General features: G+C 35.4%; 15 protein-coding genes. 5 read left to right on the forward strand and 10 right to left on the reverse strand.

Translation table 11 applies throughout. The annotated features are described in order from the left end of the window. Positions 1-21 precede the first annotated feature (21 nt). From ACA100_RS10960 to ACA100_RS10995, 8 genes are all read right to left on the reverse strand, one after another. The gene (locus tag ACA100_RS10960) at positions 22-1,248 is read right to left on the reverse strand and encodes an AAA family ATPase (protein WP_481077749.1); all 1,227 of its coding nucleotides are present in this window, start codon (positions 1,246-1,248) and stop codon (positions 22-24) included. Next, the gene (locus tag ACA100_RS10965; protein WP_481077750.1) at positions 1,245-2,414 is read right to left on the reverse strand and encodes a restriction endonuclease subunit S; all 1,170 of its coding nucleotides are present in this window, start codon (positions 2,412-2,414) and stop codon (positions 1,245-1,247) included. The genes ACA100_RS10960 and ACA100_RS10965 overlap by 4 nt, the downstream gene beginning before the upstream one ends. Continuing rightward, a complete protein-coding gene (locus tag ACA100_RS10970; protein ID WP_481077751.1) occupies positions 2,411-3,961 on the reverse strand; it encodes a type I restriction-modification system subunit M in 1,551 nt (516 codons plus the stop codon). The genes ACA100_RS10965 and ACA100_RS10970 overlap by 4 nt, the downstream gene beginning before the upstream one ends. 113 nt (positions 3,962-4,074) lie before the next feature. Continuing rightward, entirely contained in the window at positions 4,075-4,323 is a 249-nt protein-coding gene (locus ACA100_RS10975) for a hypothetical protein (protein WP_481077752.1), read from the reverse strand. A 92-nt stretch (positions 4,324-4,415) separates the two neighbouring features. After that, entirely contained in the window at positions 4,416-5,411 is a 996-nt protein-coding gene (locus ACA100_RS10980; protein WP_481077753.1) for a site-specific integrase, read from the reverse strand. After that, a complete protein-coding gene (locus ACA100_RS10985; protein WP_481077754.1) occupies positions 5,398-5,649 on the reverse strand; it encodes a helix-turn-helix transcriptional regulator in 252 nt (83 codons plus the stop codon). The genes ACA100_RS10980 and ACA100_RS10985 overlap by 14 nt, the downstream gene beginning before the upstream one ends. A 4-nt stretch (positions 5,650-5,653) precedes the next feature. After that, the gene (locus tag ACA100_RS10990) at positions 5,654-8,092 is read right to left on the reverse strand and encodes a toprim domain-containing protein (protein ID WP_481077755.1); all 2,439 of its coding nucleotides are present in this window, start codon (positions 8,090-8,092) and stop codon (positions 5,654-5,656) included. Positions 8,093-8,126: 34 nt separating this feature from the next. Then, positions 8,127-8,366, reverse strand: a complete 240-nt coding sequence (locus ACA100_RS10995; protein ID WP_481077756.1) for a helix-turn-helix transcriptional regulator — start codon at positions 8,364-8,366, stop codon at positions 8,127-8,129. A gap of 247 nt (positions 8,367-8,613) precedes the next feature. Here ACA100_RS10995 and ACA100_RS11000 point away from each other — a divergent pair, with 247 nt between their 5' ends. After that, complete coding sequence (locus ACA100_RS11000; RefSeq protein WP_481077757.1) at positions 8,614-9,084, forward strand: hypothetical protein; 471 nt, start codon at positions 8,614-8,616, stop codon at positions 9,082-9,084. 71 nt (positions 9,085-9,155) lie between these two features. On the opposite strand, the gene ACA100_RS11005 is transcribed toward ACA100_RS11000, so the two are convergent. Then, the gene (locus tag ACA100_RS11005; protein ID WP_481077758.1) at positions 9,156-9,548 is read right to left on the reverse strand and encodes a plasmid mobilization protein; all 393 of its coding nucleotides are present in this window, start codon (positions 9,546-9,548) and stop codon (positions 9,156-9,158) included. A gap of 382 nt (positions 9,549-9,930) precedes the next feature. On the opposite strand from ACA100_RS11005, the gene ACA100_RS11010 reads away from it, so the two are divergent. Beyond that, on the forward strand, positions 9,931-10,428 hold the full coding sequence (locus tag ACA100_RS11010; RefSeq protein ID WP_481077759.1) for a hypothetical protein: 498 nt from the start codon (positions 9,931-9,933) through the stop codon (positions 10,426-10,428). Positions 10,429-10,484: 56 nt separating this feature from the next. Here the strand turns inward: ACA100_RS11010 and ACA100_RS11015 are convergent, their stop codons facing one another. Beyond that, positions 10,485-10,703 (reverse strand): hypothetical protein, encoded by a 219-nt coding sequence (locus ACA100_RS11015; RefSeq protein WP_481077760.1) that lies wholly within the window; start codon positions 10,701-10,703, stop codon positions 10,485-10,487. 1,224 nt (positions 10,704-11,927) lie between these two features. Here ACA100_RS11015 and ACA100_RS11020 point away from each other — a divergent pair. The 3 genes from ACA100_RS11020 to ACA100_RS11030 all read left to right on the forward strand — a co-directional run bounded on the left by ACA100_RS11020 (position 11,928) and on the right by ACA100_RS11030 (position 18,841). Next, positions 11,928-14,168 carry a type I restriction-modification system subunit M gene (locus ACA100_RS11020; RefSeq protein ID WP_481077761.1) on the forward strand — a complete coding sequence of 747 codons (2,241 nt, stop codon included), beginning with the start codon at positions 11,928-11,930 and terminating at the stop codon, positions 14,166-14,168. Next, a complete protein-coding gene (locus ACA100_RS11025) occupies positions 14,168-15,523 on the forward strand; it encodes a restriction endonuclease subunit S (RefSeq protein WP_481077762.1) in 1,356 nt (451 codons plus the stop codon). Before ACA100_RS11020 ends, ACA100_RS11025 begins: the two co-directional genes overlap by 1 nt. Positions 15,524-15,601: 78 nt before the next feature. Next, the gene (locus tag ACA100_RS11030) at positions 15,602-18,841 is read left to right on the forward strand and encodes a type I restriction endonuclease subunit R (protein WP_481077763.1); all 3,240 of its coding nucleotides are present in this window, start codon (positions 15,602-15,604) and stop codon (positions 18,839-18,841) included. Position 18,842 lies beyond the last annotated feature (1 nt).

The following is an 18,842-nucleotide window of genomic DNA, read 5'->3' on the forward strand; positions in this document are numbered from 1 at the left end:
TGTCACTGCTTACTGTCACTTTTAGTTTTTAAATTGATACGATCCTGACTTAATTTTTTCCACTAAATAACGTAAAACTCGCTTATCATTATCTGTAAGATCCTTAATTTCTTCCCCTGATTGTTTAGAATGGCTAGATATATCAATATTTCTAGTTATTCTTTTTTCGTAAGGTTCAACATCTCCATCAACTAAATTAGCTAAAAGGTCTTTCCAATTATCATAGCCAAAAAATGTCGATGTCTTTTCTAAAATATTTCTAATGAAATTGAAGTGATATTTATGTAACTGATCTGTTTCAACTGCCTTTTCAAGCTCAGATTTCAAGAAATGATGATAGGAAAAAGGAGAGTCATTATTTTGAACATGTAGCTCAAACTCACCATTTTCTTGCTTTTTAAGTAGATATTTAAGAAATTTCGGCTTTTTGAATTCATTATGTAGTACATTATAAAACAATGGGTTGTGCGTTGTGATAATAAACTTAATGTCTGATTTACTTGATTTAATTAATTGTGCTACATCAACGGCTAGTTCAATCAAATGATTATCATCTAGAGAGCTGACAGGATCATCAATAAATATATATTCCAATTGATCGAATTGATTTGTCTCGCGTTCACTAGCTTCCGACACATTTAAGACACTCACCACTTGCTCAATTAAACTATAAAAGATAGACCATATAAAACAAGCTTCTTCGCCTTTTGAGATTTTTATATACTCATCTGAAGAATCATCGCCACGAGCAAAAGAAAAGGTCACTTCTGAAAAACCCTCAACCTTTACTTTTTCCTTTAATCCTGTTATTTGATTAGTAATATCTTCTTCATATTCAGCATTGAAGCGAGGAGTTAATTTATCGCTCGTATAGTGTTGGAAATTACGCACAACATTTAGTTCCTGTCCTTGTTCTTCCAAGACCCACTTTGTAAATTCATTTGGATGAATTTTTAGTTTTAATTCACGATCTAAATCTAAATCATTATCCCAATAAAACAGATCCTCAGTAAATGCGTTGTAATAAAGAATTTTCTCACGAGCCAGTTCATTTGGATAATCTTCATTGTAGGTTTTGGGCACAATGAGTTCTTTAAACTCACGGGATAATCTTGTTTTCCCTGTGCCATTGAATGCATAAATTAGTTGAACTTTAACGTCAGATTCTTTTTCAGACCTAGCTTCAGTCTTATATACTGCATTTTTTATTTGTTTTGCTATGTCATTTAATGAATTCTCTAGCATCATTTCACCCCATCAGGCTTCGGAAAACTCAACAATAAATCACGATAATATTCATATTGCTGCTGTCTTAACATAATTTCTCTTGGCAAACCTTCGGTAATTGAATTTGTCAAAGCATCAAATTTATCTAAAATCCCAACAATCCGAGCTTGTTTATCTATTGAAGGAATAGGAACTCTTACTTTCTCCAAAACTATACGAGCTAATCTTGGAATACTTGATCTGCGTACTTGAGAACTAATATAGGCCTTTTGATTAACCAAAACATGATATAAATACCGATCCTGTAAAACAGAAGAACATTCAAAATAAAAACAATCATCAGCTGCCCAAAAATCAGTAAAACTATAGCCTATTTCACCTGCTGCGCCCGCACCTATGACAAAAGCAGTATTAGAAGAAACATTACTCTGATCATAATATCCTAAAGGTTTCATGCTGTTCTGATAAACAGGATATTCTGCATCCTCAAACAATTGGCTTCTTACTAAGCGACCCCCTCTTTTAATTTCAGCTATTTCATTTAGCTCTTTCCACTCAACATCATCCCCAAACGTCAGTAATTCATCGCGATAATATTCATATTGTTGCTTTCTTGCTGTAAGCTCCGCTGTAAGCTCCGCTGTAAGCTCGGTGAACTTATCAAGTATGTCAACGATTTTTTGTTGAATTGGAAGCGGTGGAACAGGAATAATAAAATCTGAAAACTCTTCCTTAGTAATAGTTTTAATTGTGCTTCCGCGAGCAGTTTTACTTTTAAATAAAAAAATTTTTTCAAGTTGGTATGCAAAATACTTAACAATCATAGGTCTTCTGTAGGATAAAAATATTCCAACTGTTCTATCAATGAAAGCATCATATTGTGTAATAGCAACTCTACCTATACTTCCTTGCAAGCTAACAATTACGGTACCTTTCTGTACAAACACACTCTTAGCCTGAGCTAATTGAGAGATTTTTCGTTTTGTACTGTTGACCAACGACATATCATCATTGATATCAGCAACTTGAACAAAAGGCATCCCTTTTGCATCATCATACCATTCCGCATTACCATAAGGTTGAGGAAATGATCCTCTTCTAAATTCTGCGATATCATCAATAGTTAACCACTCAACATCAGGGCAGTTTAGGATTTCATCGAGAAGCTTACTTTTAATATCCATCATGCTTCAATCTCCGCAATAATGGCATCAATATCATTACGCAATTGATCAATCTTCTGCACTGTGGTTTTAAGTTCTGCATTTAAGTCAGTGATATTCACTTTGACGCGCGTGTCTTTCGCTTCCACATAAGACGTTACCGCAAGGTTATAATCATTCGCCACAATCGCATCATAATCAACTAACTTCGCCACATGCTCTACATTTTCTTTGTTGGCAAAAATATCTAAAATCTTTTGGATATGGTCTTTAGTCAACTCATTATTATTGGTGACTTTTTTGAAGAACTCTTCACCACTTGCATCAATAAAATGAATATCAGTATTTTTCTTATTTTTGGCCAATACCAAAATATTCACAGAAATGGATGTACCAAAGAACAGATTAGGCGGTAATGAAATCACTGTTTCAATGTAGTTGTTATCCACAAGATATTTACGGATTGTGCGCTCTTTACCACCACGATAAAAAATACCTGGGAAGGTGACGATTGCAGCACGGCCTTTAGACGATAAATAGCTAAGCGTATGCATGATAAATGCAAAGTCTGCTTTTGAATTAGGTGATAAAACACCTGCAGGTGCATATCTTTCATCATTGATTAATGTTGGATCATTATCTCCCACCCATTTAATGGAATAAGGTGGATTCGATACAATGGCATCAAACGGCTTATCATCACCAAATTGAGGATTAATCAGAGTATCACCGAGCTTAATGTTAAATTTATCGTAATTGATGTTATGTAAAAACATATTCATACGAGCAAGGTTATACGTTGTATGATTGATCTCTTGGCCATAAAAACCATCTTCAATGATGTGTTTATCAAACTGCTTTTTAGCTTGCAATAGCAATGAACCTGAACCACATGCAGGATCATAAATTTTATTAATTTTATCTTGGCCATGAATCGCAATTTGAGCGATTAAATTAGAAACTGTTTGCGGTGTGAAAAATTCACCACCTGATTTCCCTGCATTAGCTGCATAGTTAGAGATTAAGAACTCATAAGCATCACCAAATAGATCAATTTCATTCTCATCAAATTGGCGACCAAAATTCAACTCTTCAACGCCTTTTAACACAGCAGCTAAGCGTTTATTTTTATCTGTAACAGTATTACCCAAACGATTGCTTGTGGTATCAAAGTCAGCAAACAATCCTTTAATATCATCTTCTGATGGAAAACCAATGGCTGAGTTTTCTATACTTGCAAAAATCTCAGCTAAATCCGTATTCAGATGATCATTAGTATTGGCATTACCTGCAACATTGGCAAATAATTGGCTTGGGTAGATGAAGTAACCTTTGGTTCTAATGGCATCTTCTTTGATTGCATCTGTAATAACTGAATCAGGCATTTCTGCATATTTAATGCTTTCATCACCTGCTTCGATATAAATTGAAAAGTTTTCACTGATGAAACGATAGAATAAAGCACCTAGAACATACTGCTTAAAATCCCAACCATCAACAGAACCTCTGACTTCACCTGCAATTTGCCAAATACGGCGTTGTAATTCTTGACGTTGTTGAGTGCTAGTCATGATGTGCTTCCCTATACAGTAAGATTCAGTAGAAATAACTCACGATCATACCAAAATCAGCAATATTTGAGTAGCATCCAAACTGTAATGATATACACCTAATCACCTAACTCTTATAAATGAGCCATATCCTCAGACACTTCACCAAACTTCTCAATGATCTTAATACTATTAATATCACCTGTATCTTCATGATAATGCAGTGCCCCAACAAGCGTACCGCATTTACAATCCAATAAAGATTTAGCTATGACTCTAGCCTGCTCCTCTGTTTCATGATAACTCTGTGAATCATTCACAATTTTAGTGCCTTGCTGAGTTTCTTTTTTTCTGAATGTCCATACAAAATATGTTGCTGGCATAATGTCTCCGCTATTTTTTATTATGTTGATAGTTTTCTAGAAAATCGACACATTGTTAAAATATATCGATTTTTTGTATTTATTTAAACATATCACCCAAGTCGATCAGCAATTTCCGTTGCTGTAGGATTGTAGTAAATCATCAATGAGCGTGTATCTTTATGACCTGTCATCTTCGCTAAATCCAGTACTTGAAGCTTTCTCGCTAATCTCGTACAAGCCTCATGGCGTGTATCATGGAAGCGTAAATCTTCGATACCCAAATAACGTGTGGCTTTTCTAAAGGTCTGGCTCACGCTGTCAGAAGTAATATTAAATACTTCGCCCGTATCTCGTGGATTCATTAATTTAAACAACTGCACTGCTCGTTTGGATAAAGGCACATCTCGATTGTCACTATTTTTAGTATCAAACAACCTTAAATACTTTTGATCTAAATCGATATGTCGCCAATCAAGCTGCGTGATTTCACTTTGTCGCATAGCCGTTTCCAACGCAATCAAGAAGATCAATCCAACCATTTGCTTTTGCAACTTTGGTGGCTCTTCATTGAATTTGAAATACTCAAGCAATTGCTCTTCTTCATAAGCTGAAATTCTACGATTGCGTGGCGGTGGTTCAGGCAAAGACTTTAATTCAGTTAAAGGATTATGGTTCGTCCAATTCCAATCACGCCTTGCAGTTTCAACCACTGAGCGAATCAAGGCTAACTCACGGTTTTTAGAAGGATTAGCAATCGGTCGTTGATTGCGCCATTCAATAATCATTTTCCCTTTCAGCTTCATCAATGGTACTTCTTTTGGGAAATAATCTTGCTGCATAATCGCTTTAATGCGATGCGCTTCGTTCTTTTTACCTTTTTTCGAGGGTGTCACTTCACTTAAATAACGCTTCATTGCATCACCTAAAGTTTTATCTTCATCATAATCTTTGTCAGAGCCTTCAAGGATGGCTTTTTCACGCTGCTGCATCCAAATACTTGCTTCTAACTTAGTTGGAAAAGACTTATTTTCATTGTAAGTAATATAGTTATGCATCAAACGAATACGAGCATAGTATTTTTTACCACGTTTATTAATTGATCCCATACGGATCCTCCTTACGGCTATCAATGAACGCCTGTACTTCGCTGGCTATATATCGAGGGTAACCATTTTTAGTTAAACGGATAGGTTTTGGAAAGTCTGGCTGTGTCACAATGCGTTGCTTCACATGCTCTTCAGACATTTTAAAAATTTCCGCCAAATCTTGGGCTGTCAACAATGGATCTAAGCGTGTCACAGTTTCTTCTACTACAGTCGTTGTGGTTGTTGTTACTGTATTCATAATATTATTCCTGGTCTAATTTTTGAAACACATAAGCTCGTACAATTCTCGGCATCTTTGTAGGTGCTTTATTAGTGTAAAAACGAGAATATGTTTCCTTATTTTTGGCAATAAACTTGTGGCGAGTGCTCGTTGGCAATAGCTTTTTAACTTCACGTATATCATCGAGTTGGTAGCGGTGTTCAGTTGCCAAAGCATAAAACTGAGTTAAATTAATAGCGATCATTTTAGGATCACATGCATGGTTCACAGGGTAGTTTTGTGCATCCAAATTTTCATACACATCCCAAAATTGCTCTAATGCAGTATGATCTTGTTTAAGCTCTAAATCACGTTCAAGAGCTATCTGATCAATATATGAAAATGCTTCATTTTTCACTGACTGATTGAGTGGCACAATCAAGGATAATGCATCCACTAAAGACAACATCAAACCATGCGTTAAACCTATACGTCCTTCTTTGATACCCAAATCTATAATACGTTGTCGATTAGCTTCAAATGTCGATTGAATCGCACTCAACACTTGTTGTTCAAGTTTTAATGAGGCAATCAAAAAACCTGAAACATCTTCTATAGACAATTGCTCTAAACGACGAGCCTTAATCGCACGCTCTGATGTATGCCGAGTTTTATCAAAAATTATCGAAATCATTCGTGATGACAATGCTTCTTGATTAAATTTAGAACCAAGCGTGATAATTCGGTCATTCTGGCAAATAATTAATACTGTACGAAACCTAGGTGAATATGTTTCATTGCTCAGATCTTTTTTAGCTGTTGCTCGTAATATCCCACCATTGAATGCTGCTTTAAGGTTTTCTAAACTAAATCCCTCACATTCAATCATAACAACAGGTAAATTCCCTACCTGAGCTAACGTGCGTAGATAGTTATTTTCTGTACCTAAGTTAGGATTTGCACCTTCATAATCATGGCGACCCAATAAAGACCATAAGAATCTGAGAATCATAGATTTACCAGAAGATGGATCTCCTGTTAATTCTAAAAATGGATAAGCCTTATAAATACTACGTATTTGCTCAGCAAATAAAGAACCAAACCAATATGCTAGTACAGCTACGCCTTTAGCACCAAAGACATCCAAATAATCATCCCACCAATCGTTTTGATAATGCATGACAGGATTGAAATCAGGTAAATGAAAAGTTGTTTTCACTCGGACATTATTAGGTAATTCAATATATTCATGTTGATTTGCTTTATAAACGACACCTTTATAAACAGCGAAATCCTTAAAGATATATGCACCAAACTCTTCGGCATAACCCATAAAGTTTGTTGCTTCAATATTATAAATATTGGTCGTTTTAAGCTTATACAAAGCATCTAAATTTTTAGTCTCACCTGTAAAAGTAGCGCCTGCAATAATGTTCATCACTGTAGTTTTAAATTCACCTGCACTGCTCAGCTGTTTACTACTGAGTGCTGCGACATTACGACTTCTATCTGTACTAACTTCGATAAAATAAGACAGATCATTACTACCTAACATCTTTTGAGCATATAAAAACGTAAAAGTACAATTGGCTATCTCAATAATCTGATATTCTGATTGAAAAATAGCAATAGGATCGTGGCTTTCACTTTCCTTTGGCTTCTCATCGCGCTTTACCCCATAAGTTTTATCATCAAATTCAAGTATGAATTGATTCACATTATTGCGTTCATGTATCAAATAAGCTTTCTTTAATACAGATTCAGCCATCAATAATGAACCGTTATGTAAATACTCTTCAATGTCTTCAGGCTTTAAGGCATTTTTCTTATGCTTATCATTCCAATCATCTTGATCATTCGTTATTGCAACAGAAATATGTTTAAAACCTAGTGCCTTACACTTTTCCATCCAATGTTTTACTGCCCGTAACCCTCTTTTATCAGAATTCAATGCAATCACAATCGCTAAATTAGGATTTAATTGAAAAACCTCTGATAAAGTTTTTTCAGGAAAGTTATTAGCACTCATGGCACTAATCGCATGAATCCCATTTTGAATTAATGAAAGCGCATCAAATATTCCTTCAGTAATCCACAGCTCATCAATAGAAACAATATCCAAGCCTTTATCGAACCATGCTAACCCTTTATAGGAATAACCAGGCTTAAAGCGATCTTTACGGCTAATTTTTTCCGTATCCCCAATAGACTTTTCCCAATAGCCTTCATTTGGCATAGCGAAACGAATTGTTGGCGTATAAGCAGTAGTGGTATAATCATAATAGGCTTCTTGTGTGAATCCTGCGTATCGTGTGTAGTCAAGGCCTCGCTCCTTAGAAAAGTAAGCCTTGGCTTTCGCACGATCATCTACCTGAACTCCTTCTAAACTCTGGTCTAAATCTGTTTCACCATCACTTAGATCTAGCACTTCTAATTTTTGAATCGCATCAGAATCCTGTGGCCGATTCATTAACTCATTCATTCAAACTCCTTTTAAAAGTTTCGCTGCGAAACTTTTACTCTTCAATTTTAGATATATCTGTTGTTAATTCTTGAGAGCAACTATCTATATAATTCAACACATCACTTTTCCTCCATCTACTTGCTTGTCCGCCAATTCTTAAAGGCTTAGGAAATCCATTCTGATTAATAGCGTTATATAACGCACCATTACTTTTAAAACCTAATAGATTCTTCACCTGATCCCTTGTCCACAAAACATAATCATCACCTACTTCAATATTTTTCTTTTCCATTTTCACCTCTCATTTAAAACCATAAAACACATATAATAATATTTTAATACACAGTAAATACATTGCTGATACATTTTGAAAATAAATATACTGAGATGAATTAAGAAAGTCAATAATAAAAACGGTTAATATCTGAATAAAAGAGGCATGCACCGTCGCACGGTGCATATTTTATTAATTTAGGATAAAATGCCTTAAGAAAATAATTGTATTTACTGTATATCTATTTAAGAACTGAGAGAATCATATGGCAAAATCACCACAAGTTCGTAAAGAAGCAACAAATTTCCGATTGGAACCCATAGTAAAATATACTGCTGAGATTGCAGCTAGAGTTCAACGTAAAAACTTAACAACATTTCTTGAGTGGTCTATGAGTGAAAGCTTTAAAAAGCTAACATTTGATGATGGAAATACGATCGCATCTCAGATGGACTATCTATGGGATATTGATGAAGCTGATCGCTTTATTAAATTAGCCTATACCTATCCAAGATTATTAACATATGATGAGCAGCATCTACTTAAAGTCATTAATGAAAACTTTTCTGTATTCAAAAAAGATTCTGATAATTTCATGCCAACTAACAAAGATGAAGAAGCTGCATTCAAAGCTAATATTCCAATGCTAGCATTCATTGACTTCAAAAAGGTACGTGACCGTTGGACAAACTTAAACAATTACATTAAAGGCGAAGAAGCTTTAGATTTATCATAAATATTTGCAATAAAAAGGCACTGACAAAATCAGTGCCTTTAAATTCACAAAGATAATAAACACTTTTATTATCAAACCCAACGTTTGCGCTCATATTTTATGCCTCTGTTAACTTCCTTGATGAGATTATGAATATTTAATCTCTCTTCATGGATTGCATCTAATATCTCGGGTAGCTTATCTTCTATTTTCTTTCGGGTTGCAATTTGTAGTTTAATATCATCAGCCAACCAATATTTTAATAAATTGCCAAGACGAGCTAGATCGTTACTAACCTTCATAAGATGTTTAACATTTTGCATGTCAACCAAAGGAACAGGTATAAAGCCTAACCCCATTTTTCTCATAAATTGCGAAGTCGTCATGCCATGGAGCTTGGCCATCTGCTCAATTTTTAATTTATCTTCATTGCTCATACGAATTGCTATACGTTTACTATAAGCATTATTTTGTTCTGTTTTCATTGTGTGCATTCCTGATCATTTCACCCAATATAATCTATCACATTAAGATAAAAATAGACGTTGAGCATTTATGCGAATAAGTTCTGTCTGGGGTGCGCTCTCAAAATGAGAGGCACACACAGACATATCTTGCCACTTTTATGAAAGTATATTATTAGTACACTAAAAGTAACATTTTAAGAAAAAACATAAAAAATCTATAAAAACAAAAACAACGAAAAATTAATATCCAATATTTTCAATTAGTTGAATTTTTACAAAACAAAAACATATCATTTTTATATCAAAAATTAATCATATAAATATCATATTTACATCAAATATTTCATACATGATAGAATTTTAAATATTGATTGAAAACCTATAATTGGATGATTAAACAGTGACAGAATTAAGTAGATTTATAGACCCTGAAAATTTTCAAGCAGCCATGGAAGCTGTTGCCAGTGATTCATTTAATGATGCATTTTTATCTCAATCATTCATTGATCACTTTAAAAATTTAGAACCCAAAGAACAGAAAGCCTTAAATCGTAATAACCTAAACTTATTATTGCCTGTGACATTAAAACTAATGGACAAAGGCTTTTTTAAAACAGATATTCACCGATTCTATGTTAAACGGTACTGGAGCAGTAGCTCATACCTTACGTTCAACAGAAGACTATCTACATACATTAAAGCAGCTTCACCGCAAATGACCAAACCTTATCCCAAGAAAGAAATATCAAAAAAAGAACATGAACCTATCAAAGTAGGTGATGAACATCCAACACAAGGTATATCTTCTAGCTTCTTTGGTGGCTCACTTGAAGAGACACAAATACGATTACAGGAAGTCGCTGAAAAGCGTGAAGCAAGAAAAAAGCTAAAACAATAGAATTTAGATTAATTTAAAGAAAAGGCTATTTTCATTCACAATAGCCTTCACATACATCATTTCAAAATTGTAATTTCACCTGATGCTGCCTCTCTTTCTTCATATTGCTTTATTAAATCTAACGCTTGCTCATCTGTCATTGTTGGTTTTACCTGCCCTGCTCCTAAGACTTGTTCGGCTTGTTTTAATTCTGGAGCTTCCGGTTTTGGATCTTCACTACACCCAGCAAACACAAGACCTAACATAACAACAGATAAAAACTTAATTTTTCTCACGACCATTCCTTTATATTTATAATCAACAATCAAACAAAAACCATTTCTTTAATCTTTGCTGACCAACTGTAATCACAATAAAATTAAATGACAAGCTTTGACTATCTCTCAAAAAGAAGTAATTTAAGTAATTTTTTTCTTTAAAAATCTCAAAACCATTGAAAAAACTAGGTTTAAAGCAAAAACAAAAAAGTAATATTTGAGTAATAAATAGTAATATTAGATTACTTTTCACTATAAACTATTGTTTTTATTAGAACCATATATTACTTTTAAAAGAGTAATAAAATTACTTCTAGATTACTTAAATATTACTTTTTGACATACCAACATTATCTATAAAAAACAAATAGTTACATCAATATTTTTAGAAAAATTACTTAAATTACTTCTTTTTAGGCATATACCAAAACTCTGAGAAATTTTATTTTTAGGGTAATCTTGATCATTTATTAGTCAGTTGTGATATTTTTTGTTTTTCTAACGATTTTTCTATGAAAAATCATCTGTTTTTATAGTACTGATCAATCGTCATACACCATTTGGTACAAAAAATGGATCAGACATAAAAAAAGCTACTTCAAGTTATTGAAATAGCTTAATTTTTTACTATATATTTGGTGGAGGCGGCGGACTCCAAACAATAAGGATAATCTATTGATATAAAACGAATTATTTAAAATAAAAACTTATATACTACTAATTGTACTACTACTATCAATCATCAAACCACACAATTTAAAACAAATGTTTGAGGCATAAGAAAGCAATATATTTTTTTGCCTCTAAAACTTTCTAGTATGTTACGGAATGTTCTAACTTTCTTACAATACTAGAATATATATTATAATAATATGATTTATATAAATAATTTCTGTTAGAAAATTCTCTTACAACCTCTTACATCTGTAAGAAAAACTCTCTTACACTGCGATTAATAAAAATACTTTTAAATCAAATAAGTAAGAAAATTTGTAAGAAATGTTAGACATTGTAATAAAATTTTATTACACAAACACTATAATAAAAACAATACATTAGATTATATTTTTATTGTTTGTAAGAATGTAAGAACTTTCCGCTACATACACCTTATCAATAGCACTAATTATTCGATTTATAGAGACGTGTAAGAGTTTTTTACATTCAGGCTCATTTAATCGACTTTAAACGCAAGCATTGATAATATGCCATACAATTTAATAGACTGTTGGCACACTAATCATGACAATTAATAACTTCTCACAAACCGCTGCCTTTCTTTGGTCAGTTGCGGATCTTCTTCGTGGTGATTTCAAACAATCACAATATGGCCGCATTATTTTGCCTTTCACACTCCTTCGTCGCTTAGAATGCGTTTTCGCTGATAGCAAAGAGAAAGTACTCAGCGAATATGAGAAAGTTCAGTCCATGAACCTATCTGAAGAGATGCAAGAAAAAATGCTTCTTCGTGTCACCAATCATCTAGCATTCTTTAATACATCTCCGCTTGACCTCAAAAAACTCGGACAGGCTGACATTAAGAAAAACCTCAATTTCTATATTCAAAGCTTTTCTAAAGATGCGCGTGAAATTTTTGATAACTTTAAGTTTGAAGAGTTTCTAACGCAACTAGAAGATGCCAACCTGTTGTACCAAGTCACACAAATCTTTGCCAATGCAGATTTAAGCCCAAAAGCCATCTCTAATCATGACATGGGCTTAGTGTTCGAAGAGCTCATTCGCCGTTTTGCAGAAAGCTCAAATGAAACAGCTGGTGAACACTTTACACCACGCGATATCGTTAATTTAACCACAGAACTGGTCTTTGCTGGTGATGATGATGCTTTAAGCAAAGATGGCATCATTCGCACGATCTATGATCCAACGGCAGGCACAGGCGGTTTCTTATCTTCAGGCATGGAATACCTCCATGAATTAAATCCTAATGCCGTGATGCGTGCTTTTGGCCAAGAGTTAAATCCTGAATCTTATGCCATCTGTAAAGCGGATATGCTCATTAAAGGACAAGACGTACAGCAAATTAAGCTTGGCAATACACTGTCTAATGACCAATTGGCCAATCATAAGTTCGACTATATGCTATCGAATCCTCCTTTTGGTGTGGATTGGAAAAAAATCGAAAAAGAGATCAAAACAGAAAATGAAGTCAAAGGGTGGAATGGTCGATTTGGTGCAGGTTTACCCCGTGTATCGGATGGTTCCCTGCTCTTCTTACAACATTTGATCAGCAAAATGCATGACACTAAAAATAATGGCAGCCGCATTGGCATCATCCTAAATGGTTCACCACTATTTACAGGCAGTGCAGGCAGTGGCGAAAGTGAAATCCGCCGTTATATTTTAGAATCTGATCTGCTAGAAGCCATCATCGCATTGCCAACGGACATGTTCTATAACACAGGCATTTCCACCTATATTTGGGTACTCAGCAACAATCAACACTCAGAACGTAGACAGAAAATCCAACTCATCAATGCTGCCAACCTTGCGAGCAAAATGCGTAAATCTTTGGGTTCTAAGCGCCATTATCTTGATGAAGCCGCCATCAAAGCCATTGTCAAAGCTTATGGTGAACTATTAGAAGGCGAAAGTGAACACATTGAAGGCTTAACAAGCAAAATCTTTGCACCGCATGAATTCGGCTATCGTAGAGTGACCATTGAACGCCCATTGCGTTTATCTGCGCAAATGAGTGATGAAAAAATTGAACAACTTAGATTTGCGCCCAAGCCATTTAATGCCATCATGCAAGCATTGGTTGAGCATTATGGTGACTTCTTCACTTCTCAAGAAGCATTGACAGAGAAAGCCATTGAAATCCGCGCCATGATCAAAGCAGATTTCACTGAATTGAAAGAAGCACAAATTAAAAATCTATTAGACATCAAAACCTGGCAAGATCAAGCGGATCTCTTTGCTAAAGCACAAGCATTACAAGCGGTTTTAGGCACAGATCAATCAGATGATTTCAATACATTTAACGATGCATTTAAAAAGGCCGAAAAATCAGCGAATGTGACTTTAACCACAAAAGAGCGTAAGCAAATCATGGATGCCATTACATGGAAGAATCCTGAAGCTGAGCCTGTGGTAAAAAAAGTCCTCAAAGTGCCTGTGAATGCGCTTTATGGTGCATGTGAATACAAAGGCAAAGTGGTTGAATTTGAGCAAGATGGTGATTTACGTGATTATGAAAATATCCCACTTGATCCAACAGTGACCACCACTGAATTGATCGAAAGCTATGTGCAAAAAGAAGTTTTACCACATGTTTCGGATGCTTGGATCAATGCCGATAAAAAAGATGCCAAAGACAATGAAATTGGCGTTGTGGGTTATGAGATTCCGTTTAATCGTCATTTCTATGTGTACGAACCACCAAGAGATTTAGCGGTGATTGATGCGGAGTTATTTGCCGTTAGCCAAGAGATTATGAAATTATTGGAAGAGGTACATTCATAATGTCAGCATTATCCAAATACAAAACCTATCCTGAATATAAAGATTCAGGCGTTGAATGGCTCGGCGAAATCCCAAGCCATTGGAAATCTGTAAATCTAGGCTATCTTTTCGATATAACATCTAGTAAACGTATTTTTGAAGAACAATGGAAAACTGAAGGCATCCCTTTTTATCGTGCGCGAGAAATTGTCAGAATTCAAAAAGATCCGTCATACGAAAATGAGCTTTTTATATCCAATGTATTATATTCTGAGATAAAACATCTTTATGGAGTACCAAAAATAGGAGATATATTAATTACTGCTGTTGGTACGTTAGGCATAACTTACTTAGTTCATGATACAACTGCCTTTTATTTCAAAGATGGCAATTTAATTTGGTTAAAAACAAATTACCGAAGCAATTCTGACTTTATTAACTATTGTTATGAATCATATATAATAAAATATCAAATATTTAGAGATAATCAAGGGGCCACTGTAGGAACTTATACGATAGAAAATGCAAAAAAAAATAAAGTTGTTATTCCTACTATTCAAGAACAAACCAAAATTGCTCAATTCCTCGATCACGAAACAGCCAAAATTGATCAGCTCATTGAAAAGCAACAAACCTTAATTGAGCTTTTGAAAGAAAAACGACAAGCAGTGATTAGCCATGCTGTCACAAAAGGACTTGATCCTAATGTAAAAATGAAAGATTCGAGTGTTGAATGGTTGGGCGAAGTGCCTGATCATTGGGATGTTGTACTATTTAACAGAATTATTTTACAAATTAAAGATGGAACTCATGGTACTCATCAACGAGTTGATGATGGTGAATATTTACTGAGTGCTAAAAATGTATTTGATGATGGTATCCATATTGGAGAATTAGAAAGTATGATACCAACCAAAGACTATAATGAAATTATTAATAACGGATTTCCTTCTATAGGTGACCTCCTTATTACTTGCGTAGGTACTATAGGTAGGTGTTGCGTATATAATCTGCAAAAACCATTAGCATTTCAAAGAAGTGTTGCTTTTATCAGGCTAAATAATCAAAACCACCCTAAGTTTTATAAATATTTTATTGAATCAAAATTCTATCAAGCACAACTATATTCAATTATAAAAAGTAGTGCTCAAGGCGGTGTTTATATGGGTGATTTAATTAATACAAAGGTCATTAGTTGTCCTCTAAGAGAGCAAAATAAAATTGTAGAGTATTTAAGAAATCAAACCTCAAAAATTGATTCATTAATTCAAAAAGCAGAACAGCAAATTGAGTTGATTAAGGAACGTAGGACGGCACTGATATCCGCAGCGGTCACGGGGAAAATTGATGTACGAGATTGGCAGTCTGAGCAATAGTCATTCAATATAAATAATTGAGATTGCAGGAGGATATGCAATCTCAAATCAACAAAAAGAACACAAAGGAAAGAGATCATGGACAAGGCAAAAGAATCCACTTTTCAAAACGACATTATTAATGAAATGCGTGCACATGGCTGGCAATTAGGTTCGCCTAAAAACTACAATCGCGAACGCGCATTGTATGAAGAAGATCTCATTGCCTTTGTTCAAAAGACACAACCTAAAGAATGGGAAAAATTCTGTGTCCTTTACCCGATCAACTCTGAGGATCATTTCTGTGATGTTGTGGTCAAACAGCTTAAAAAGGCGGACATCAATGCCACCAATGCAGCTTCCCGTAAATTTGGCACCTTGGGCGTATTGCGTCATGGCGTGAAAAGTCGAAACACCCATTTTTTCCTGTGCCAATTTAAGCCTGAAAACCATCTCAATCCTGAAGTTCAAGCCAATTATGAACACAATATTTTGCGCATTGTGCCTGAGTTGGTTTATAGCCCACATACAAAAATTGATGTGGATAGCTTAGATCAAAAGTCCGCCAAAAAATGGCGCATTGATTTGGTGCTCTTTTTAAATGGCTTACCGATTGTGACAATGGAATTAAAATCGGAGTTTAAGCAGGCGATTGACAATGCCATCAATCAGTATAAAACAACACGATTTGCCAAAGATCCTGCCACAAATAAAGATGAGCCTTTATTGATGTTCAAACGCGGTGCTTTGGTGCATTTTGCGGTGAGCCAATATGAAGTTTACATGGCAACACATCTGAAAGGTGCGGACACTTACTTTTTGCCTTTCAATAAAGGCACAAAAGAAGGTGGCGCTGGCAATGATCAGCCTGAAGATGTGAACCAATATGCCACGGATTATTTATGGAATGATGTGCTGACTAAGGATCACTTACTGAACATCATTGGTCATTTTATTCACCTACAAATTGAAGATAAAGAAAATTGGGATGGCATCAAGTACAAACAAGAAAGCCTGATATTCCCTCGTTTCCATCAATGGGATGTGGTCACTAAACTGATTAATTCAGCGAAATCAGAAGGCACAGGTCAAAAATACCTGATTCAACACAGTGCAGGATCGGGTAAATCGAACTCGATTGCCTGGACGGCACACCAATTATCAAAACTGACCAATGATGATGGCTCTAAACTGTTTGATTCGGTGATTGTGGTCACAGATCGAACAGTATTAGATTCACAGTTACAAGACACCATTTATCAATTTGAACATGCCGATGGTGTTGTAGAACCCATCAATAACAAAGTTGGCCAAGGCAGTAAATCAGAGAAATTGGCGCATGCATTAACCCATGCTAAGCCCATCATCATTGTCACCATTCAAACCTTTCCCTTTGTGCTTAAGGCCATTGAGGATGATGTATCATTAAAAGCACGTCATTATGCGATCATTGCTGATGAAGCGCACTCTTCTCAAACAGGTTCGACTGCATCTGAATTGAAAAAAGTGCTCATGACCGATGGAGAAACTGAAGATCTTTCTTCAGAAGATATGATCAATGCTTCTTTAGCTGCAAAAGGTGAGAATAAAAACTTAAGTTATTATGCCTTCACTGCGACACCTAAAACAAAAACATTAGAACTCTTTGGCAGAGTGCCGAACCCTGCTCTACCGCCATCGAAAGATAATAAACCTGAAGCATTTCATGTCTACTCAATGCGACAAGCGATTGAAGAAGGCTTTATTTTAGATGTATTGAAGAATTACACGAACTACAAAGTCATCTATCAATTGCGCCAAAAGCTTGAAGCCATCGATGAATCCGTCGATGAGAAAAAAGCTAAAGTCAAACTCAATCAATGGGTGCGCTTACATGAACACAACATATCCCAAAAAGTTAAAGTCATCATTGAGCACTTTAAAGCACACATTGCCAATTTATTAGGTGGACAAGCTAAAGCAATGGTTGTGACAAGTTCACGCAAAGAAGCTGTGCGCTATAAGCTTGCCTTTGATAAATACATTGCAGAAAATAGCTACCCAAATTTAGCTGCGATGGTGGCTTTCTCGGGTGAAGTGATTTTTGATGCAAATGATGCAGACAGCGGCCATTTGATTGGCGAGAAATTCACAGAATTCAACATGAATCCTAATCTCAAAGGGCGTGAAATGCGCAAAGCCTTTGACAGTGATGATTTCCAAGTCATGATTGTGGCCAACAAATTCCAAACGGGCTTTGATCAACCAAAACTGTGCGCAATGTATGTCGATAAAAAGTTAGGTGGCGTTGAATGTGTGCAAACCTTATCACGATTAAACCGTACTTATCCTGGCAAAGCAGAATCAGGTACGTTTATACTCGATTTCTTCAATGAACCTGAGGAAATTCTAGCGGCTTTTCAGCCTTATTATCAAACTGCATCCTTAGAAGATGTGACTGACCCTGATTCTATTTTTGATTTAGCTGATAAGATCCGCATGGCCAATATCTTCACGTGGACTGAAGTTGAACAATTCATTGATGCCTTCTTTACCGAGAACAAAACAGCGGCTGCCATCAGTAATATTTGCAAACCTGCGGTTGATCGTTGGCGTAAGCAATATGAACAAGCCATCGAAGCATATCAAACCAGTTTAGAGATGTTAAAGCGCACCAAAGCGACTCAAGATCCTGTGCTCATTGCCAATGCAGAGAATGATCTAGCGACCACTAAAATTGAAAAGGATCGTTTAGAGATCTTCAAAAAAGACTTAGGCACCTATGTTCGTACTTATGAATTTTTATCACAAATTGTGGATTATGATGATCCTGAGTTGGAAAAACTCAGCCTATATGCTCGCCATTTGCGCCCGATGCTGCGTGAACAAATCATCGAAGAAGATGAGATTAACCTCAGCAATGTGGAAATGAGTCATTACCGCTTATCTAAAATTCGTGAACAGAACATCAAACTGATCAAAGATGAAGTGATTGAACTACCTGTTGGTGGTGAAGCGGGTACAGGACGAGCAAAAGATAAAAAAGAAGAGTTTCTATCAGTGATCTTATCTAAGCTCAATGAAGTCTTCAGTGCTGATCACTTAACAGATAAAGACATGATTAATTATGCTGTCACCATAGCTGATAAAGTTGCAGAAAATAGCAATGTCATCACCCAAATTAAAAATAATACCCTTGAGCACGCCATTCTTGGTGACTTCCCTGCTGCGACTTATGATGCTATCTTTGCAAGTAGTGAGGCACACAAAGAACAAATGATGCAGCTTTTGGCAGATGAAGAAAAAATGAAGCTGTTCCAGAAAATTGTGTTTGATTTGTTGGTGGGTGCGAGAAACTAAT

Source organism: Wohlfahrtiimonas sp. XWW7 (genome assembly GCF_056716055.1).